Consider the following 20,379-nt stretch of genomic DNA (forward strand, 5'->3'; position numbering starts at 1 on the left):
AGTTCCTCCGAGAGATCCCCATGCTGCCTGATCGCGCCTTCTTCGACCGCCTTGCCGATGCTGCAAGGCAAGAAACCCTGCCGCGTTTCCGCGTTGGTGCCGATGTCGTCAACAAGGAGGCCTCCGGCTTCGATCCGGTGACGGAGGGCGACCGCGCGGCGGAAGCCGCAATCCGCGTGCTCATCGAGCAGCATTTTCCCAACCATGGCATCCTCGGCGAGGAGCACGGTTCGGTTGGTCTTGACCGCGAATATGTCTGGGTCATCGACCCGATCGACGGCACGCGCGCCTTCATTTCCGGCGTGCCGGTCTGGGGGACGCTGATCGGGCTCTACCGCAATGGCGAGGCGATCATGGGCCTGATCGACCAGCCCTTCACGGGGGAGCGCTACTTTGCGGACGGCAAGGTCTCGCACTATGCCGGGCCGGATGGCACCAAGACGCTCTCGACGCGGCCGTGCAACAGCCTGTCGGACGCGATCATGTTCACTACCTCACCGCATCTCTTCACCGATACGGCCAAGACCCGCTACGAGGCGGTGCAGGACAAGGTGCGGCTCTTCCGTTACGGCTGCGATTGCTACGCCTACGCGCTGCTCGCCGCCGGCCATATCGACCTCGTGGTCGAATGCGGACTGAAGCCCTATGACGTCGGCGGCCTCATTCCGGTCATCGAGCAGGCGGGCGGTATCATCACCAATTGGGATGGCGGTCCGGCGGAAATGGGCGGCGAGATCATCGCGGCCGGTAGCCGCAAGGTCTATGACGAGGCGATGGCGCTTCTGAGAAGCTGATTCGACTCAGGCGCCGAGGCCGGTTTCCTCGGCGTCGCTTCCCGGAATAAAGGCCTCGATTGCGGCAAGCGCCTGCGCGCGGAACCGGTCGGCTTCTTGAAAGAGTTCATGGCGTGCGCCATCGATCTCGATCAGGCGTGCGGCGCGGAAGATGCGTGCGAGATTGCCGATTGCCTTGCGCGGGACGAGGATGTCGGCCGTCGGGCACAGCAGCAGCGTGGGGATGCGGATGCGTGTCAGGTGGTCCTGATGCGTCACGCGGGCCATGGTCGCGATGGTCTCGTTCAGCCAGCGCGCGCTCGGCCAGCTGATCGAAAGCTCGGGATGTTCGGCGTAGATAGCGGCGTTGCGGGCAAAGCGGCGCGCGTCGGACGTCACGACGTTGTTGGCGAAATCGAATGTCGGATCACCCTTGCGGAAGGTGTGGTTGCCAAGGCCGGTGAGCGAGGCGAGGCGCGCGATGATCGCGATCTTGCGCTGGCTCATCGATTGCCCGGCAAGCGCCACGAAGGGTGCGGCGAGAACCATGCGCTCGATGCGGTTCTCCAGCGCCGGCGCCTGCGAGAGTGCGACGAGCGCGCCGGTGGAATGCGCGACGATGAAGAAGGGCAGGCGGGCGTCCGGCAGCACGATCTTTTCAAGGAAGAGCGAGAGGTCTGCCTCGTAATCGGCAAAGCGCGCGACATGGCCCGCCCGGCTGCCGGTGATGAGCCGGTCGGAACCGGCCTGGCCGCGCCAGTCGAATGTCGCGACCCAGAGGCCGCGGGCGGTGAGGTCGTTGATCGTCTCGAAATATTTCTCGATGCACTCGCTGCGACCCTGCAGCAGCACGACCGTGCCCTTCGCCTGGCGTTCCTTCGAGCGGAACACGGCATAGCGGATTTTCACGCCGCCGCGACCTTCCAGGAAACCCGCGACGTGGTTTTCCGGAACGGGATTGTCGGCGGTGGCGTGCAGGATGGAATCCATCGGGCGATGAGGTCTCGGCAGGCGTCGATGATTGATGGATAGGCGCTCGCCCTTGAGCCGTCAAAGAAAAAAGCCGGCTGCATGCGGCACGGGGGTACAACACATGCAGTCCGGCGCAATTTGACCGGGGAGGAAGGGACGTTACACCCCAGTCGTCGAAAGTTTTCGCTTCCGATGCTGCGGTTTTAGCAAGGGCAAGCTGAACGCTGCCCGAAGCCATCGTTCATCCGGCGTTCATCCGTAAAGAATTCGGGACGATCGCTGCTAAGGTGGGGAGCGGTTAACCGCCGACCCATTGCTCGCGCGTCACCTCATACCAAACCTCGCCGTGCTCGCTGCCGGGAATGGGATCGGGCCAGTCGACGGAGACCGTGCGTGCGTAGTGCATGCCGATCTTTTCCATCACGCGGCGCGACGCCTGGTTTACCGCCATCGTGGTCGCGACGACCTTCTCGTATCCACCGTTCCTGAATCCCCAGTCGACAAGTGCAGACGCCCCTTCCGAGGCCAGTCCCTGACCCCAATCCGCCCTATGCAGGCGGTAGCCGAGTTCGGCGAGGGTTTCGCTTTCCGGCCACAGGCAAAACCAGCCGACGAACGCGTCGTTCGTGGTGCGGCGCGCCGTCCAGACATAGGGCTCCGTTCCTCTCGGCATAAGGAACGTTGCGTTCGGATCGATCTCCCGGTGGTTTACGGCGTGTCCACCATTGAGAAAGCGCATCACCTCCGGATCGCGTTCAAGCGCCATGAAGTCAGTGCGGTCACGCGGGCAGCAGGGACTGAGCGTCAACTGCGTCGTCTGCAAAACAGCCATTTTCAAGCTTCCTTCCGTCGCACGGCCAATATGTTCTGATTCGCCCGTTGTTTGCCCCCTTGAACAGCGAAAACGGCATTCCCATCTCATCCTCACGGGCGCCGAAAGGGTCCGTCGAGGTCTCCGTCGCCAAAAAGGGTCGGGGACCGGTCAACCGGGCTGCACCTTTGGAAATCAGGGGCAGCCTTCAGAAAGATCGCAACCGTTGCTCTGAAGGAGGACACCATGCGTCACGTCGATTTCTCCCCCCTCTACCGTTCCACCGTTGGTTTCGACCGTCTCTTCACCATGCTCGATAGCCTCGGCCAGCCCGAGCAGGCCCCGAGCTATCCGCCCTACAACATCGAACGCACCGGCGAGACCACCTACCGCATCACCATGGCGGTTGCCGGTTTCGACGAAAGCGAACTGTCGATCGAAGCGCGCGAACATGCGCTGACCGTCAAGGGCGAGAAGAAGGACGATGCGGCCGAGGAAACCCAGTTTCTTTACCGCGGCATTGCCAAGCGCGCCTTCGAGCGCCGCTTCCAACTCGCCGATCACGTGGAAGTGCGCGCCGCTTCGCTGAAGAACGGACTTCTCCACATCGATCTCCTGCGCGAAATCCCGGAAGCCGCCAAGCCGCGCCGTATCGAGATTGCAGCCGTCAACCGCGAAGCCAAGCAGATCGAAGCGCAGACCAGCTAATCTCTGCTTCGTTCGGGAATGAAGAAGGGCGGTGCCGCAGGGCGCCGCCTTTTTTGTTGTCGGTCTTCTTGGTGTGCAAGGCGATCCCCCGCCCACCACGTCATCCTCGGGCTTGACCCGAGGATCCATCGACGTCTTCGAAGGTGGATGGTCGGGTCAAGCCCGACCATGACGGAGGAGAGGGCGCGGACTTTTTGTGTCTCAAAGTGCCGAGAGAAAATTGTCGACATCCGCTTCGGTGGTGGCGAAGCTGGTGACGAGGCGGATGAGGGTTTCGTCGTCGCGCATGGTGGCCTTCACGTCCGGGCCGGCCGGCCAGTCGTAGAAGACGGCGCTCTTGTCCTGCAATGCCTTCATCGCATCGTTGCGGATGATGGCGAACAGTTCGTTCGAGCCGGTCGGCCAGGCGAGGCGGGCCTTGTCGGACGTGGCGAAGCCGGCCGCGAGGCGGGCGGCCATGCCATTGGAGTGGCGGGCGAGGGTGAGCCACAGGCCATCGCGGAAATAGGCGTCGAACTGCGCGGCGATGAAGCGGGATTTTGAGAAGAGCTGGGCCGAGCGCTTGCGCAGGAAATGCATCTGCTGTGCCTTACCCGGATCGAAGAGCACCAGGGCTTCCGCGCACCAGCAGCCGTTCTTCGTGCCGCCGAAGGACAGGATGTCCACGCCGCGTTTCCAGGTCATGTCTGCCGGCGTCGTGCCGAGATGGGTAAGCGCGTTGGCGAAACGCGCGCCATCCATGTGCAGCGGCAGGTTGGCCTTCTTCGTGACGTCGGAGAGGGCGGCGATTTCGTCCAGCGTATAGGCGGTGCCGGCTTCCGTCGCCTGCGTTATGGTGACGGCCATCGGCTGTCCGCCATGCACGAAATCCGGCGGGAAGCGGCCGATCGCGGCGGCGAGCGCCTGCGGCGACAGTTTGCCCGCCTGACCGTCGATCGGCACGAGCTTGGCGCCGGTCGCGAAGAATTCCGGGGCGTTGCATTCGTCGACATTCACGTGGGCTTCGCGGTGGCAGAAAACTTGCCCGCCGGGGCGGTTGAAGCTCGCGAGCGCCAGCGAATTCGCCGCGGTGCCGGTGCCGACGAAGAACACCGCGACGTCGCGCTCGAAAATTGCGGAAAACGTCTTTTCCACACGCTTGTCGAGATCACTGGTACCATAGGCGGAGGCAAAACCGCCGGCCGCATCGACCAGGCTCTTTGCGATGTCGGGATGGGCGCCTGCCCCGTTGTCGGAAGCGAAAAACATGCGGTTTCCAATGCGAAAATGGGTCTTCGAGGGACCATAATGGAGAAATGATGGCGATCAATCGCCGGAATCGGCGGAAAGCGCCATCCTCCCGAAGAATGAAAGGAACGGAAACAAAACGTCGAAGTGTCGTAATTTAATTTCAAGCCTTCGACGGTGCGGGCAATTTTTCTTCATGACATGGTGATTATTTGGCATGATGGCCTTGCAGGGCTGGGGTGTTTCTGGCATAGAACACATGAAATAGGACAGTGTTGCTGTCCTATTTCGGTCAAGAGACCGAGCAGGCGCCTCCCGCGACCGCGAGAGAGTGCCGCACACGGCGCCGGGTGATGGAGAGGTTCTCTCCTGAAAAGCCCGCCGCCTTGACGGTCCCGATGACATGTCTGGTCGGCCGTCGTCTTTTTACGGTCGGATCAGGTCCATACAAGAGACGCTCGCGTGGCCGTACTTGCGACAAGGCAAACGGCTGCCACGTGGGCGAAAACGGTTGCCCGCACGATGCCGGGCCTAGAAGGAGGGACGACGATGACGGACATGACGCCATCAAACGGGTTTAGGCAGAACCGGACGCAGATTACTGCGACGGACGCCAAAACGCGTCCCTCCACGACAGGCATGCCGAAACGGCAGGGCCTTTATGATCCGCGCAACGAGCACGATGCCTGTGGCGTCGGCTTCGTCGCACACCTGAAGGGCCAGAAATCGCACCAGATCGTCAAGGACGGGCTCTTCATGCTCGAAAACCTGACGCATCGCGGCGCTGTCGGCGCCGATCCGCTGATGGGTGACGGTGCCGGCATCCTCGTGCAGATCCCGGACCGCTTCTTCCGCGAGGAGATGGCGATACAGGGCATCACCCTGCCGAAGGCCGGCGAATATGCCGTCGGCCACATCTTCATGCCGCAGGACGAAAAGCTCGTCGATTATTTCAAGAAGGTCATCGGCGACGTCATTGCCGAGGAGGGCCAGGTCCTCATCGGTTTCCGCGACGTGCCGGTCGACAATGCCTCGCTCTCGAAGGCGCCGGAAATCGCCGCCACCGAGCCGCGCCACGTCCAGGTGTTCGTCGGCGCCGGCCGCGAAGCCGCGACCAATGCGGAATTCGAGCGTCGTCTCTTCACCCTGCGCAAGGTGATCTCCAACCGCATCTATGACGAATATGAAGGCGAGGAGAGCAACTTCTACCCGGTCTCGCTGTCATCGACGACGATCGTCTACAAGGGCATGTTCCTCGCCTACCAGGTGGGTGCCTACTACAAGGACCTGGCCGATCCGCGCTTCGAATCGGCCGTCGCCCTCGTGCATCAGCGCTTTTCCACCAACACCTTCCCGTCTTGGAAGCTGGCGCACCCCTACCGCATGGTCGCCCACAACGGCGAAATCAACACGCTGCGCGGCAACGTCAACTGGATGGCGGCCCGCCAGGCCTCCGTCTCCTCGCCGCTCTTTGGCGACGACATCACCAAGCTCTGGCCGATCTCCTATGAGGGCCAGTCGGACACCGCCTGTTTTGATAACGCGCTCGAGTTCCTCGTGCGCGGCGGTTACTCCATGGCCCATGCGGCGATGATGCTGATCCCGGAAGCCTGGTCCGGCAACCAGCTGATGAGCCCAGAGCGCAAGGCATTCTACGAATACCACGCGGCCCTGATGGAGCCGTGGGATGGCCCGGCCGCCGTCGCCTTCACGGATGGCCGGCAGGTCGGCGCGATGCTCGACCGCAACGGCCTGCGCCCGGCCCGCTATCTGGTGACCGACGACGACCGTGTCATCCTCGCCTCCGAAGCCGGCACGCTGCCGGTCAAGGAAGAGAGCATCATCAAGAAGTGGCGCCTCCAGCCGGGCAAGATGCTGCTTATCGATATGGAAGAGGGGCGCGTCATCTCCGACGACGAGGTGAAGTCCGCGCTTGCCTCCAAGCATCCCTACCGCGACTGGCTGGGCAACACCCAGATCATCCTGGAAGAACTCGGCCCGGTCGAACCGCGGGCGCTACGCCGCGATGTGTCGCTGCGCGACCGCCAGCAGGCCTTCGGCTACACCCAGGAGGACACCAAGCTGTTGATGTCGCCGATGGCGACGACGGGGCAGGAGGCGATCGGCTCCATGGGCACGGATACGCCGATCTCGGCCATGTCCGACAAGACCAAGCTGCTCTACACCTATTTCAAGCAAAACTTCGCGCAGGTGACGAACCCGCCCATCGACCCGATCCGCGAGGAACTGGTCATGAGCCTCGTCTCCTTTATCGGGCCGCGCCCGAACATTCTCGACCATGGCGGTGCGGCGAAGGCCAAGCGCATGGAAGTGCGCCAGCCGATCCTCACCAACGGTGATCTCGAAAAGATCCGCTCCATCGGCCATGTCGAGGACCTGTTCGACACCAAGACGCTGGACTTTACTTATGACGTCTCGCGTGGCGCCGAAAGCATGCCGGAAATGCTCACGCGGCTCTGCGAGCGTGCCGAGCAGGCCGTCAACAACGGCTACAACATCATCGTGCTCTCCGACCGCCAGATCGGGCCGGACCGCGTGGCGATCCCGGCGCTGCTGGCGACTGCCGCCGTGCACCACCACCTGATCCGCAAGGGCCTGCGCACCTCGGTCGGCCTCGTCGTCGAAACCGGCGAACCGCGCGAGGTCCATCATTTCTGCCTGCTGGCCGGCTATGGCGCGGAAGCGATCAACCCGTATCTCGCCTTCGATACGCTCACCGACATGCACAAGCGCGGCGAGTTCCCGAAGGAAGTCGACGGGGAAGAGATCGTCTACCGCTACATCAAGGCGATCGGGAAGGGTATCTTGAAGGTCATGTCCAAGATGGGCATCTCGACCTACCAGTCCTATTGCGGCGCGCAGATTTTTGACGCCATCGGCCTATCGTCCGAGCTGGTCGACAAGTATTTCTTCGGCACGGCGACGACCATCGAGGGCATCGGCCTCGAACAGATCGCCACGGAGACCTTCAATCGCCACAAGGCCGCCTTCGGTCGCGATCCGCTGCTCGCCAACACGCTCGATATCGGCGGCGAATATGCCTACCGCATGCGCGGTGAAGATCATGCCTGGACGCCGGATGTCATCGCCTCGCTGCAACATGCGGTGCGTGGCAATGCGGCCGATCGCTACAAGGAATTCGCCGAACTGGTGAATGCCTCGTCGCTGCGCATGAACACGATCCGTGGCCTCTTCGCCATCAAGGGCGCCGAGGCTGCCGGCCGCAAGCCGATCTCCGTCGACGAGGTCGAATCGGCGGCGGACATCGTCAAGCGCTTCTCGACGGGCGCCATGTCCTTCGGATCGATTTCCCGCGAAGCGCATACGACGCTCGCCGTCGCCATGAACCGGATCGGCGGCAAGTCGAACACCGGTGAGGGCGGCGAGGAAGCCGACCGCTACCTGCCGCGGCCGGACGGTTCCGCCAACCCCGAGCGTTCGGCGATCAAGCAGGTCGCATCCGGCCGTTTCGGCGTGACGACGGAATACCTGGTCAACGCGGACATGCTGCAGATCAAGGTTGCGCAGGGCGCCAAGCCCGGCGAGGGCGGCCAGCTGCCCGGTCACAAGGTGGATGCGACGGTCGCAAAAACCCGTCATTCCACGCCGGGCGTCGGCCTCATCTCGCCGCCACCGCACCATGATATCTACTCGATCGAGGACCTGGCGCAGCTCATCTACGACCTGAAGAACGTCAACCCCGAGGCCGATATCTCGGTCAAGCTCGTCTCGGAGGTCGGCGTCGGCACGGTTGCCGCCGGTGTTGCCAAGGCGCGTGCGGACCATATCACGATCGCAGGTTTCGATGGCGGCACGGGTGCCTCGCCGCTCACCTCGCTGAAGCATGCCGGTTCCCCCTGGGAAATCGGCCTTGCCGAAACGCACCAGACGCTCGTGCTGAACAAGCTGCGTTCGCGCATCGCGCTGCAGGTCGATGGTGGCCTGAAGACCGGCCGCGACGTCGTCATCGGTGCGCTGCTGGGCGCCGATGAGTTCGGCTTTGCCACCGCGCCGCTGATTGCGGCCGGCTGCATCATGATGCGCAAGTGCCACCTCAACACCTGTCCGGTGGGGGTTGCGACGCAGGACCCGGTTCTGCGCAAGCGCTTCAAGGGCGCGCCTGAGCATGTCATCAACTACTTCTTCTTCGTTGCCGAAGAGGTGCGCGAAATCCTGGCTTCGCTCGGCGTTCGTTCGCTGAACGAGATCATCGGCGCCTCGGAACTGCTCGAGAAGGAGACGATGATTTCGCACTGGAAGGCCAACGGCCTCGATTTCAGCCGCATCTTCCACAAGGTCGATGCGCCGAAGGAGGCAACCTACTGGACCGAGCGGCAGAACCACCCGATCCATGACATCCTCGACCGCAAGCTGATCGAGCAGGCCAAGCCCGCGCTGGAATCGAAGACGCCCGTCGCCTTCGAGGTCGATATCAAGAACGTCGACCGCTCGGCCGGCGCGATGCTCTCCGGGGCCGTCGCCAAGCGTTACGGCTTCAAGGGCCTGAAGGACGATACGATCTCGGTGAAGCTGCATGGCACGGCCGGCCAGTCCTTCGCCGCGTTCCTGGCCCGGGGTATCACCTTCGACCTCGTCGGCGCCGGCAACGACTATGTCGGCAAGGGTCTTTCGGGTGGCCGCATCATCGTGCGTCCGCCGGAAGACAACCGGGCGGTACCGCATGAGTCGATCATTGTCGGCAATACGGTTCTCTATGGGGCGATTGCGGGCGAGTGCTACTTCAACGGCGTGGCCGGCGAGCGTTTTGCCGTGCGTAACTCCGGTGCGGTCGCCGTCGTCGAGGGCGTGGGCGACCATGGCTGCGAATACATGACGGGCGGTGTCGTCGTCGTTATGGGCCAGACCGGGCGCAACTTCGCGGCCGGCATGTCGGGCGGCGTTGCCTATGTGCTTGACGAGGCCGGTGATTTCGCCCGCCGCTGCAACATGGCGATGGTCGAACTCGAGCCGGTGCCGGAAGAGGACGACATGCTGGAGAAGCTGCACCACCACGGTGGCGACCTCATGCACAAGGGCATGGTCGACGTGTCCGACGACATGACGCGCCATGACGAGGAGCGGCTTTATCAGCTGATCTCGAACCACCTGCACTATACGGGCTCGCCGCGGGCCAGGGAGATCCTCGACGACTGGGTCGAGTATCGCCCGAAATTCCGCAAGGTGATGCCGGTCGAGTACCGACGCGCGCTCGAAGAGATGGAGCGCATGAGGATGGGGGTCGCTGCCGAGTGAGGCAGCGATTCATCAACCTTCACCGGCTGGTTTCGCTGGGCTTGGTTGTCGCGGTCCCCGGGATCGCGACCCTCGTGAACGGCGAGATCAGGATCGAATTCATCGTACTGGGTTTGGTGGTTGGAGCCGCCTACTGGTACTGGGGGCCTGCGGGCGCCCCGCTTTGAACAAGGATTTTTGAAGTGGGCAAGGTAACTGGTTTCATGGAAATCGACCGACAGGTGGCGAAGTATCAGCCGGCCTCCGACCGCATCCGCCATTTCCGCGAATTCACCATCCCCATGTCGGACCCGGAGGTCCAGAAGCAGGCCGCGCGTTGCATGGACTGCGGCATTCCCTATTGCCACGGCCCGACCGGGTGTCCGGTGCACAACCAGATCCCCGACTGGAACGACCTCGTCTATAACGGCAACTGGGAAGAGGCGATCCGCAACCTGCATTCGACCAACAACTTCCCGGAATTCACCGGCCGCGTCTGCCCTGCACCCTGCGAGGAAGCCTGCACGCTGAACCTCGAGGATGCGCCGGTCTCCATCAAGACCGTCGAACAGGCGATCGCCGACAAGGCCTATGAGATGGGCTATATCGTGCCGCAGCCGGCAACGGTGAAGACCGGCAAGAAGGTCGCGGTCATCGGTTCCGGTCCCTCCGGCATGGCGGCTGCTCAGCAGCTCGCCCGCGCCGGCCACGAAGTCCATCTCTACGAGCGCGAATCCAAGGCCGGCGGCCTGCTGCGCTACGGCATCCCGGACTTCAAGATGGAGAAGAACTTCATCGACCGTCGCGTCGACCAGATGCGCGGCGAGGGCGTGACCTTCCATTACGGCGTCAATGTCGGCGTCGACAAATCGATGGACGAGATGCTCGCCGAGCATGACGCAGTTCTCTACTGCGGCGGCTCCGAAACGCCGCGCGACGCCGGCATTCCGGGCGTCGAGTTCGCCGGCGTGCATGATGCCATGCCCTATCTCGTGCAGCAGAACCGTCGTGTCGGTCGCGAGAACATCGACAGCGTCGGCTGGCCGTCCGATCCGATCCTTGCCGGTGGAAAGCATATCGTCGTCGTCGGCGGCGGTGACACGGCGTCCGACTGCGTCGGCACGGCGTTCCGCCAGGGTGCGGTGAAGGTCACCCAGCTCGACATCCGCCCGCAGCCGCCGGAAAAGGAAGACAAGCTCGCCGTCTGGCCGTTCTGGGCGACGAAGATGCGCACCTCCTCCTCGCAGGCCGAAGGCGCCGTGCGCGAATTCCAGGTCGGTACGCTCGAATTCGTCGGCGACGAGGATGGTGTCCTCATCGGCGTAAAGTGCTGCCAGGTGGACGACCGCCGCAAGCCGATTGCCGGCACGGAGTTCATCATCAAGGCCGACCTCGCCTTCATCGCCATCGGTTTCCGCGGTCCCTTCACCGACAGCGTGCTGAAGGACCTCGGCGAGAAGCTTGCGATCAACACCGACAAGCGCGGCTCGTCCAACGTCATCGCCAACGAGCGTGACTACAAGACCTCGGTCGACAAGCTGTGGACTGCCGGCGACGTGCGTCGCGGCCAGTCGCTCGTCGTCTGGGCGATCCGTGAAGGCCGCCAGGCCGCACGCGCCATCGACGAAGCGCTGATGGGCGCGACCACGCTGCCGCGCTGAGCCTGAAGAGACAGAAAAGGGCGCGTCGGTTTCCCGACGCGCCCTTTTATTTTAAGCCGCTCGATCAAGGCGTCGCGGTCTTGTCCAGACGGAAATCGTCGACGCGGCCGAGCGGCGCATCGGCGATCTCGCCCTTCTCGACCAGCTTTTCGCGCAGGCTCTTGCCATTACCCTTGGTCGTCACGCCGCCGAGCAGGACGGTGCCGCCGTCGAGCGCCGGGTCGGCCAGGCTGATCGGCTGCGTCTTGGTAATCTCCGCATCCTCGACCGGGGGTGTGGCGACCACGAGATCCTTGAGGTCGCCTTGGAGGCCGGGACCGTCTGCAGCGGCATCCCCCAGAAGGCGGCGGATTTCCTTTTCGACGTAGAAGGCGAGCTTGCGTTTGCCGGCCTTCGTGAAGTTGATGCCATCCGAGCCGCGCAGGCGCACCTGCTGGCCGTTGATATCGGAGCCGGACGTCACGAACTTGCCGTTCTCGTCGACGAAGCCATCCCAGATATCGACGAATTCGCCGCCCGTTTTCTCGACGCTTGCACGGTAGATGGTGTTGAGCGTGGTCATGTCCGCGGTGAGCGCTGAGGACTGGAAGGCCGGCATGCCGACCCAGAGCATAGGTTTGCCGCTATCGCGCGCCAGCGTCGCAAGCCGGGCGACACGCGCCTCGTATTCCTTCGTCCACGCCTCGGAGCGGAACTTTTCCTTTTCCCCCGCAACGGGCATCTGCTGGCGGTCATTGGCCCCCATGCTGATGACGACGAGGGCGGGCTTGGTTTCGGCGATCAGGCCGGGAAGGGAAGCGGGCCAGTCGTAATAATCGTCGCGGACGATGCCGGAGGAGCCGTTCGTGCGGCGTTCGACGACGATGCCGGGCGTTGTCTCGAAGGCGGTGGCCAGGCCTTCGCCCAGGCTGCCGGCGATGAAGTCGCCGACGACCAGCACGACCTTGGCGTCAGGCAGTTTTTCGATCTCGACCGGCGCCGGCTTGGCGACGACGGCCGTCGGCTGTCTCTTCTTGCGCGTGACGGTGCGCGGCTTCCTGATTTCCGGTTCGCGGATCACCTCCTTGCGCTTCGGTGTGCCGAAGAGCAGCTGGAGGATCGTCTTGCGTTCGGTGCGCTCCTGCGCGCCGGCCGGCACGGCGGTCACGACGACACTTGCCGAGACGGCGAGGGCAAAGCCCAGGCGTACGAACCGCACTATCGTCTTCATGCTCATGAACTCCGGCCTCCACCGCGATCCTGAAGGATTTCGGTGGCGGCATGATGGCAAAAGCAGGCGGCGAACGGAAGCGGCCGGCAGCAAAAAGGGGCGCCGAAGCGCCCCTGATCTCATAGCAGGCCGATGTTAGCGGCGCAGCGCCTTGAGAAGCTGCTGGCTTGGCTCTCCGTCCGCCGCCAGGCCCATGCGGTTCTGGAAGGCCTGGATCGCGGCTTTCGAGCCGGAGCCAAAGTTGCCGTCGACCTCACCCTCGTAGTAGCCAAGCTCCTTCAGGCGGGTCTGAAGCTCGAACTTTTCCGTAATGTCGAGCGTGCCGTCCGGGCGCGGCCAGCGCTGCTTGACGCCGCTATAACCGGCGAGCTGGTCTGCCAGCATGCCGACGCCCATGGCGTAGGAATCGGAGGCATTGTAGCGCTTGATGACGAAGAAGTTCTTGGTCATCAGGAAGCCCGGGCCGCCATTGGCCGGTAGCTTGAGTTCCGCGCGGTCGGCGCCGTTCTTGAAGCCGCTGCCGTTCGGACGCGTGAAGCCGAGTTTCGCCCACTGGGCGAGCGTCTTCGTCTGGCCGGAATATTTGCTGCCGCCCTTGGGCACGATGGTCTCGTAGCCCCAGGTCTTGCCCGCCTGCCAGCCGTTCTTGGCAAGCAGGTTCGCGGCGGTCGCCAGCGCATCCGGCACGGAGTTCCAGATGTCGCGGTGGCCATTGCCGTCGGCATCGACGGCATAGATCAGGTAGCTCGTCGGAATGAACTGGGTATGGCCCATCGCGCCGGCCCAGGATCCGGTCATGTCGGCAGCATCGATGTCGCCGCGCTGGATGATCTTGAGGGCGGCGATTAGCTGCGTGCGGGCAAATTTCGCACGCTTCTTGTCGGCATAGGCAAGCGTTGCCAGCGCGCGCGGCACGTAGTGCAGCCGCTCGCTCTTCTCGAGCACTGCGCCGTAGTTCGATTCCATCGACCAGATGGCCAGCAGGATGTTGCGGTCGACGCCGAAATGGCGCTCCAGCGCTGCCAGCGTGCGGCCGTGCTTTGCCGCCATCTCCTGGCCGATGCGTACCGTGTAGGGGTTGACGCGCGAGTCGAGATAGTCCCAGATCTTGTGCTTGAATTCAGGCTGGTAGGCCGCCTTCTCCAGCACGTCGGGATCGGGTGTCTTGACGCCGGAAAACGCCTTCTGGTAGGTCGACTTGGTGATGCCGGCCTCGGCTGCCGTCGCGTAGAAATCGGCGACCCACTTCTGGAAGCGGGCGTCCGCGCGAGCGACGCCGGCCTGGGCGAAAAGCCCGGCCGAGAGAAGGAGGGTGAGCGCAGATCGGCGCAGAACGGTCTTCAGATTCTGGGTCATCGGCTATCATGTCCGTTTCTTAAATTTCGGTACGATGGCTTGAAACCACCGGCTGAACGCAAAACTTATAAAAACGAAGTCAACAAATTCTTTACCATCAAACTTTTGTCTCGTCTTCCTTTGCAAAAAAATAGCAATTGGCTTCTATTCCGGCACAGATGCGCCCTGACCATGAGGGTAACGGGCTCAAAGAGGTGAATAATGTCCCAGACACGTAAGGTTCGCAAAGCAGTCTTTCCAGTGGCGGGCCTCGGCACGCGCTTCCTTCCGGCAACGAAAGCCGTGCCGAAGGAGATGCTGACCGTCGTGGACAAGCCGGTGATCCAGTACGTGGTCGACGAGGCGCTGGACGCCGGCATCGAGCACCTGATCTTCGTGACCGGCCGCTCCAAGGCGGTCATCGAGGATTATTTCGACATCCAGGTCGAGCTCGAACAGACGCTGCGCCAGCGCAACAAGACGGCCGAGCTGACGCTGCTCGAAAGCATCCTGCCGGTCGCCGGCTCGACGAGCTTTACCCGCCAGCAGGAACCGCTCGGTCTCGGCCACGCCGTGTGGTGCGCCCGCGAACTGGTCGGCAACGAGCCGTTCGCACTTCTTCTGCCCGACATGATCATGAAGGCCGAGAAGGGCTGCATGAAGGGCATGGTCGAGCTTTTCGAGCACAGCGGTGCGAATGTCATCGCCGTTGAGGAATGCGCGCCCGACCAGGCCCACAAATACGGCATCGTCGGCGTCGGCGAGAAGGTCGGCGATGGTTTTGCCATTACCAAGATGGTGGAAAAGCCGGCGCCGGGCACGGCACCCTCCAACTTCTTCATCAACGGCCGCTACATCCTGCAGCCGGAAATCTTCCCGATCCTCGCCAATCAGGAGCGCGGTGCCGGCAACGAGATCCAGCTCACCGATGCCATGGTGAAGCTTGCGGGCGACCAGGCGTTCGCCGCCTACCACTTCCGCGGCGAGACCTATGACTGTGGTGCGAAGGACGGGTTCATTCTCGCCAACATCGCCTTCGCCCTTGCCCGCGCGGACATCCGCCCCTCGGTGGAAGGGCCGCTCAAGGACCTAGTCGCCAAGCTGAAGTAAAGGTCAGCGGCGCAGAACGAGACCGATACCGGCACGCGTGATGCCGGTGTCGGATGCGCCGGACTGCTTGGTCAGTTCGTAGGACACGTCGCCGGTCATCGCCAGCCAGCGATTGAGGTTCCAGGTGAGGCCGGTGCCGATCTGGTAGACATATTGGTCTTCGGTCGCTGACGACGAGAAATCACGCCACGTATAGATGCCGCTGAGGCGCGCGACCAAGTTGTCGCGCAGTTCGTGCGTCAGTTCGGCATTCGTTTCGTAGGTCACATAACCGCTCTCGAGGGCCGTGGTCGACGGTTCGATTTCCGAGCGCAAGCCGAGACGCAGGTCCGTGCCGCGCCGCGGCGACCAGAAGACCGAACCGTCTATCGTCACCGCCTCGATTGCCGCTAGGTCGCGGTCTTCGAACGTCGCGCGCTTGAAGCCGATGCCGAGATCGCCGCGCAGCTTTTCCCCGAGATCGATTTCCATGCCGGCACGACCGCCGAGCGTGGAGGAGGAGCGGGCAAAGCCTTCCCGATCGCGCTTCTCGTCATAGATCGACTTGCCGACCGAGGCTTCGAGATAGGGGATCAGGGCCGGCGAGAGTTCATAGCCGATGCGGCCGGTCAACGTGCCTTCGGTATAATTCCGATCCGACATGACGAACCTGGTGCCATTGGAGGCTGTCGCGGAACCATAGACTTCGCGCTGGAGATCGACGCCGATCGTGCCGCGGATCAACCCGAAATCCCGTGTCACACGCGCGCCGCCGGTGAAACCGTGCACCGTGGACCTCGCGCCGTTGATGGCATTGGGGTCCGTCGTACTTTCGCGCTCGAAGCTGTAGCCGGCCGTGAGATTGGCGATCGTGTCGCCACTGAGGTCCAGTCTCAGGTCGCTGTTGATGCGCAACTCCGGCTCGGTTTCGCCCACACCGCTGATGTTTCGCTGATAGACGCCCTCGGCGTCGATGGTCCACTGATGGCGCGACCAGTCGGAGGTCAACGATCCCCGGAACCCCGTCGTGGAGAAGGTCCGGCTGGTGGAGGACGAGCCGACCTTCGTCTTCTCGTAGCCGATGCCCTGGGAAACCGACGGCCGCAGCACGAAGCTGCCGAGCCGGATGCCGGTCGGCTCATAGGGATCGCCGAACGCGCTGCGGGCACCGCCTACGCTGCCTTCCGGCGCGTTCAGCCGTTCCGTCTCGCTCCCGACACGGCCGACCGCGCCATCGTCGGCCGCCGTGGCGAGGGCGTCCTGCTGTTCGTCGGTCAGGGCCGGAACGCTGTTCGTGGTGGTGGCGGTATCCGGCGTAGCATCGCCGCCATCGGCGGGCGGCAGGGCAAGCGGGTCGGTCAAGGCGGTGGGATCAGCGAGCGTCTGTTCCTGTGCGAAGGCCGGAACGGACGCGAGCACGGTGCCGGCGAGCAAAAGCCCGGCCACCCGCCGCGACAGGCGGAGCTGTGCTGCTCCGCGATCCATTCCATTTGCCAATGCCATGATGGGCCTGCGAATCCTCGAGAATTTCCTAAACGAACGTAAACCGTCGTGGTTAACGCTTGGTTGCTATTGGCGATTCACTCGCGGTAACGCTCTGCCTTCATTCGTGCATGGACAGTTCCCTGCAAAAGCGTTAACGAGGCGCATGATCAAAAGACAGGCAAAAATCGAGAGCGACGGCGCCATCGCCTCCGCGCTACGGACCGTTGAAACAGAAAAAGCCGGCCTTGTTGCCCTTTCGGCAGCCCTTGAAGGCGGCCTTTACGACGCCTTCTGTGAGGCCGTGCGTCTGATCGGCGACATCAGCGGACGCGTTGTCATCACCGGTATCGGCAAGTCCGGTCATATCGGCGCGAAGATCGCAGCGACCTTCGCCTCGACCGGCACGCCGTCCTTCTTCGTGCATCCCGTGGAAGCCAATCACGGCGACCTCGGCATGATCGCGCGCGACGACGTCATCCTCGCCATCTCCTGGAGCGGCGAGACCGCCGAACTTCAAGGCATCGTTTCCTATTCCCGCCGCTTCTCGATCCCGCTGATCGCCATGACCTCGGGCGAGCGCTCGGCGCTGGCGCGCGAGGCCGATACGCTGCTGCTGCTGCCGAAGGCGCAGGAAGCCTGCCCGCACGGACTGGCGCCCACGACATCGACGCTGATGCAGCTCGCGCTTGGCGATGCGATCGCCGTCGCCCTTCTCGAGGCGCGCGGGTTTACGGCAACGGATTTCAAGACCTTCCACCCCGGCGGTAAGCTGGGGGCGAGCCTGTCGCATGTCGGCGACATCATGCACAGCGGCGAAAACATGCCGCTCGTGGCGCTCGGCACCTCGATGCCGGATGCCGTCATGCTGCTTGCGCAGAAGCGCTATGGCTGCGTTGGCGTCATCGATGACGACGGCACCCTCGTCGGTATCGTGACGGACGGCGACATAGCGCGCAATCTCTCGCGCAACCTCGCCGAGCTCGACGTCGACGATATCATGACGCGCAGCCCGAAGACGGTGAAGCCGACGACACTGGCGACCGCTGCCCTCGGCTTGTTGAACCAGCACAACATTTCGGCGCTGATCGTCACCGACGAGACCTTCCGCCCCATCGGTATCGTGCACTTCCACGACTTGCTCCGGATCGGCGTCGCCTGAGCCTTCTCAGATCGCCTCGACCATGAGATCACGGCCATTGCTGGCCGTGACGCGCACGCGCGCGCCGACCGGCAGGTCCGGTCCCTGAACGCTCCACATCGTATCGTCGAGACGAATGCGGCCGCGGCCTTCGGTGATCGGATGCTCCAGCGTGGCGGTGCGGCCGATGAGGCTTTGGCCGCGCTGGTTGAGATGCGGTTGGTCGGTCACTTGTCCACGGGCGCTGACGATGCGTCTGCCGATGACGGCCGCGATCAGCGACAACACCGCGAAGACCAGCCATTGCACCTGCCAGGCCCAGAATGTCTGCTCCCACAGGAGAAGCGACAGGGCACCCGTCACGATCGCCGCGATGCCGATCCAGACGAGGAAGACGCCGGGCATCAGCACTTCGAGGATCAGCAGGACGATGCCGAGCACCCACCAGGCCCAGGGGCCGAGTTCGGTGACGATGCGTTGGATCATGCTCAGCTTCCCTGCGACGTCGGATCAAACGGGTTGCGGAAGGCAGGCGTCGAGGCTGTGGTGGTCGCGGCCGACGTCGCCTGGCGTGCGCGCGCCGGGGTGCCGGCAGGCGCCGAGCCGTCACCGAACACTTCCCGCGCGATCGCACCGATGCCGCCGAGCGAGCCGACGAGCGCGGAGGCCTCCATCGGCATCAGCACGATCTTCGAGTTCGGCGCCTTGCCGATCGCGGCCATGGCTTCGGTATATTTCTGCGCGACGAAGTAGTTGATCGCCTGCACATTGCCGGCGGCGATCGCCTCCGACACCATCTTCGTTGCCTTGGCTTCGGCCTCGGCGAGGCGTTCGCGGGCTTCGGCGTCGCGGAAGGCGGCTTCGCGCTGGCCCTCGGCCTCAAGGATTGCGGATTGTTTTGCGCCTTCGGCCCGCAGGATCTGCGCGTTACGCGCGCCTTCGGCTTCCAGCACCTGCGCACGCTTCTCGCGCTCGGCCTTCATCTGCCGCCCCATCGAATCGACGAGATCCTTCGGCGGCGCGATGTCTTTGATCTCGACGCGGGTGATCTTGATGCCCCAGGGATTGGCGGCTTCGTCGACGACGCGCAGCAGCTTGTCGTTGATCACGTCGCGGTTGGAGAGCAGTTCGTCGAGATCCATCGAGCCCATGACCGAGCGGATGTTGGTCATGGTGAGGTTGAGGATGGCGTTTTCCAGATTGGCGACCTGGTAGGCGGCCTGAGCGGGGTTGAGCACCTGATAGAAGGCGACGCCGTCGGCTGCGACGCTGGCATTGTCACGGGTGATGACTTCCTGCGTAGGGATATCGAGCACCTGCTCCATCACGTTCATCTTCGCACCGATGCGGTCGATGAAGGGGACAATCAGATTGAGGCCGGGTTCAAGCGTGCGCGTATAACGGCCGAAGCGCTCCACCGTGTACTGATAGCCCTGCGGGATCGTCTTGATCCCGGCAAACAGGATCAGGATGACCAGGACCACGAGGGCGATGACGACGATATCCAATCCGGCCAAATTCATGGCGTTCTCCCAAAAAGCAGGTCGGTGCACAGCGGTTGCGGCAGCGACAAGCGTCAATCCAAAAGCTAAAGCGTGCGAACGCTTTAGATGCGGCGCGGCGCCACTGTAAGGAATACGGGCCGCGACGCCAGTCTATTTGGACGGGAACAAGATTTATCGATCAAACCCAACCGCCGAGTTCCCGGCGCACGACTTTTTCCAGCACGGCCATGCCTTCGGGCGAGTCATTCAGACAGGCAATGTGTGTGAATTTCTCGCCGCCATTGTGGTGGAAGCTTTCCGCGGCCTGCTCGGCGATCTCTTCCAGCGTCTCCAGGCAGTCGGAAACGAAGCCGGGATTGAGCACGGCGATGCGCTTGATGCCATCCTGCGCGAGCTTTTCCACGGTCTTGTCCGTGTAGGGCTGCAGCCATTCTTCCGGTCCGAAGCGGGACTGGAAGGTGATCATCAGCTTCTCTTCGGACCAGCCGAGCCGCTCGCGCAGCAGGCGCGTGGTCTTCTGGCACTGGCAGTAATAGGGGTCGCCCTTCTCGAAGTAGCTCTTCGGAATGCCGTGGAAGGAGGTGAGCACCCGCTCCGGCTCCCAGTCGAGCGTCGCCAGGTGTTTCTCGATCGAGACGGCGAGCGCGTCGATATAGGCCGGATCGTCGTGATAGGGCGGCACGGTGCGCAGCGCCGGCTGCCAGCGCAACTTGAGCAGCGTTTCGAAGGCCTTGTCGTTGACCGTTGCGGTGGTCGCTGCCGCATATTGCGGATAGAGCGGGAAGACCAGGATGCGCTCACAGCCCTGTTTCTGGAGGTAGTCCATGCGGGACGCGATGGAGGGCTGGCCGTAGCGCATGGCCCAGTCGACGACGACCTCGGAATGCTCGGCAAGCGCCTTTGCCATCAACTCGGCCTGGCTGCGCGTATAGGTGCGCAGAAAGCTCTCGTTCTTTTCCTTGTTCCAGATCGTCTCATAGGCCTTGCCGACCTTGCCGGGGCGGGTGTTGAGCACGATGCCGAACAGGATCGGATACCAGGCGAAGCGCGACCATTCGATCACGCGCCGGTCCATCAGGAATTCCTTCAGGTAGCGGCGCATGGAGGTGTAGTCCGTGCCATCAGGCGTGCCGAGATTGACGAGCAGCACACCCACCTTGCCGTGCTTGACGGTCGGGTGGCTGGCGGGCTTTGCGGCGAGGTCCTGCATGG

Annotated in this window: 15 protein-coding genes; 6 read left to right on the forward strand and 9 right to left on the reverse strand. The window is 63.2% G+C overall.

Features of this window, described 5'->3' with window-relative positions; all coding sequences use genetic code 11:
* Window positions 1-20: 20 nt before the first annotated feature.
* Window positions 21-794: a histidinol-phosphatase gene (gene hisN, locus AC1RT2_RS10370; protein ID WP_493101654.1), complete on the forward strand. Its 774-nt coding sequence runs from the start codon at window positions 21-23 to the stop codon at window positions 792-794.
* Between the two features lie 6 nt (window positions 795-800).
* Here the strand turns inward: hisN and AC1RT2_RS10375 are convergent, their stop codons facing one another.
* Together AC1RT2_RS10375 and AC1RT2_RS10380 are read right to left on the reverse strand one after the other, a co-directional pair.
* Window positions 801-1,763 (reverse strand): alpha/beta fold hydrolase, encoded by a 963-nt coding sequence (locus AC1RT2_RS10375; protein WP_069061151.1) that lies wholly within the window; start codon window positions 1,761-1,763, stop codon window positions 801-803.
* A 280-nt stretch (window positions 1,764-2,043) separates the two neighbouring features.
* Complete coding sequence (locus AC1RT2_RS10380; RefSeq protein ID WP_493101656.1) at window positions 2,044-2,577, reverse strand: GNAT family N-acetyltransferase; 534 nt, start codon at window positions 2,575-2,577, stop codon at window positions 2,044-2,046.
* A 225-nt stretch (window positions 2,578-2,802) separates the two neighbouring features.
* Here AC1RT2_RS10380 and AC1RT2_RS10385 point away from each other — a divergent pair, with 225 nt between their 5' ends.
* A complete protein-coding gene (locus AC1RT2_RS10385) occupies window positions 2,803-3,264 on the forward strand; it encodes an Hsp20 family protein (RefSeq protein WP_069061153.1) in 462 nt (153 codons plus the stop codon).
* A gap of 201 nt (window positions 3,265-3,465) precedes the next feature.
* Here AC1RT2_RS10385 and AC1RT2_RS10390 read toward each other — a convergent pair whose 3' ends face one another.
* Window positions 3,466-4,512, reverse strand: coding sequence for a threonine aldolase family protein (locus tag AC1RT2_RS10390; RefSeq protein ID WP_493101659.1), 1,047 nt, complete (start codon window positions 4,510-4,512; stop codon window positions 3,466-3,468).
* A gap of 528 nt (window positions 4,513-5,040) precedes the next feature.
* Here AC1RT2_RS10390 and gltB point away from each other — a divergent pair.
* Window positions 5,041-9,765 (forward strand): glutamate synthase large subunit, encoded by a 4,725-nt coding sequence (gltB, locus tag AC1RT2_RS10395; protein ID WP_493101661.1) that lies wholly within the window; start codon window positions 5,041-5,043, stop codon window positions 9,763-9,765.
* 182 nt (window positions 9,766-9,947) lie between these two features.
* Entirely contained in the window at window positions 9,948-11,405 is a 1,458-nt protein-coding gene (locus AC1RT2_RS10400) for a glutamate synthase subunit beta (RefSeq protein ID WP_493101662.1), read from the forward strand.
* 64 nt (window positions 11,406-11,469) lie between these two features.
* Here AC1RT2_RS10400 and AC1RT2_RS10405 read toward each other — a convergent pair whose 3' ends face one another.
* Window positions 11,470-12,621, reverse strand: coding sequence for an SGNH/GDSL hydrolase family protein (locus AC1RT2_RS10405; RefSeq protein WP_493101664.1), 1,152 nt, complete (start codon window positions 12,619-12,621; stop codon window positions 11,470-11,472).
* Between the two features lie 129 nt (window positions 12,622-12,750).
* Complete coding sequence (locus tag AC1RT2_RS10410; protein WP_069061158.1) at window positions 12,751-13,971, reverse strand: lytic murein transglycosylase; 1,221 nt, start codon at window positions 13,969-13,971, stop codon at window positions 12,751-12,753.
* Window positions 13,972-14,172: 201 nt separating this feature from the next.
* Here AC1RT2_RS10410 and galU point away from each other — a divergent pair, with 201 nt between their 5' ends.
* Window positions 14,173-15,060 (forward strand): UTP--glucose-1-phosphate uridylyltransferase GalU, encoded by an 888-nt coding sequence (gene galU, locus AC1RT2_RS10415; RefSeq protein ID WP_069061159.1) that lies wholly within the window; start codon window positions 14,173-14,175, stop codon window positions 15,058-15,060.
* A 3-nt stretch (window positions 15,061-15,063) separates the two neighbouring features.
* On the opposite strand, the gene AC1RT2_RS10420 is transcribed toward galU, so the two are convergent.
* Window positions 15,064-16,524 (reverse strand): outer membrane beta-barrel protein, encoded by a 1,461-nt coding sequence (locus AC1RT2_RS10420; protein ID WP_493101667.1) that lies wholly within the window; start codon window positions 16,522-16,524, stop codon window positions 15,064-15,066.
* A gap of 163 nt (window positions 16,525-16,687) precedes the next feature.
* On the opposite strand from AC1RT2_RS10420, the gene AC1RT2_RS10425 reads away from it, so the two are divergent.
* The gene (locus AC1RT2_RS10425) at window positions 16,688-17,683 is read left to right on the forward strand and encodes a KpsF/GutQ family sugar-phosphate isomerase (protein ID WP_069061161.1); all 996 of its coding nucleotides are present in this window, start codon (window positions 16,688-16,690) and stop codon (window positions 17,681-17,683) included.
* A 6-nt stretch (window positions 17,684-17,689) separates the two neighbouring features.
* Here the strand turns inward: AC1RT2_RS10425 and AC1RT2_RS10430 are convergent, their stop codons facing one another.
* The 3 genes from AC1RT2_RS10430 to hemH all read right to left on the reverse strand — a co-directional run bounded on the left by AC1RT2_RS10430 (window position 17,690) and on the right by hemH (window position 20,377).
* Window positions 17,690-18,148, reverse strand: a complete 459-nt coding sequence (locus tag AC1RT2_RS10430; protein WP_069061162.1) for an NfeD family protein — start codon at window positions 18,146-18,148, stop codon at window positions 17,690-17,692.
* 2 nt (window positions 18,149-18,150) lie between these two features.
* Window positions 18,151-19,185: an SPFH domain-containing protein gene (locus tag AC1RT2_RS10435; protein ID WP_493101669.1), complete on the reverse strand. Its 1,035-nt coding sequence runs from the start codon at window positions 19,183-19,185 to the stop codon at window positions 18,151-18,153.
* A gap of 160 nt (window positions 19,186-19,345) precedes the next feature.
* On the reverse strand, window positions 19,346-20,377 hold the full coding sequence (gene hemH / locus AC1RT2_RS10440; protein ID WP_493101822.1) for a ferrochelatase: 1,032 nt from the start codon (window positions 20,375-20,377) through the stop codon (window positions 19,346-19,348).
* Window positions 20,378-20,379 lie beyond the last annotated feature (2 nt).

Source organism: Shinella sp. GW821-FHT11G07 (assembly GCF_058808115.1).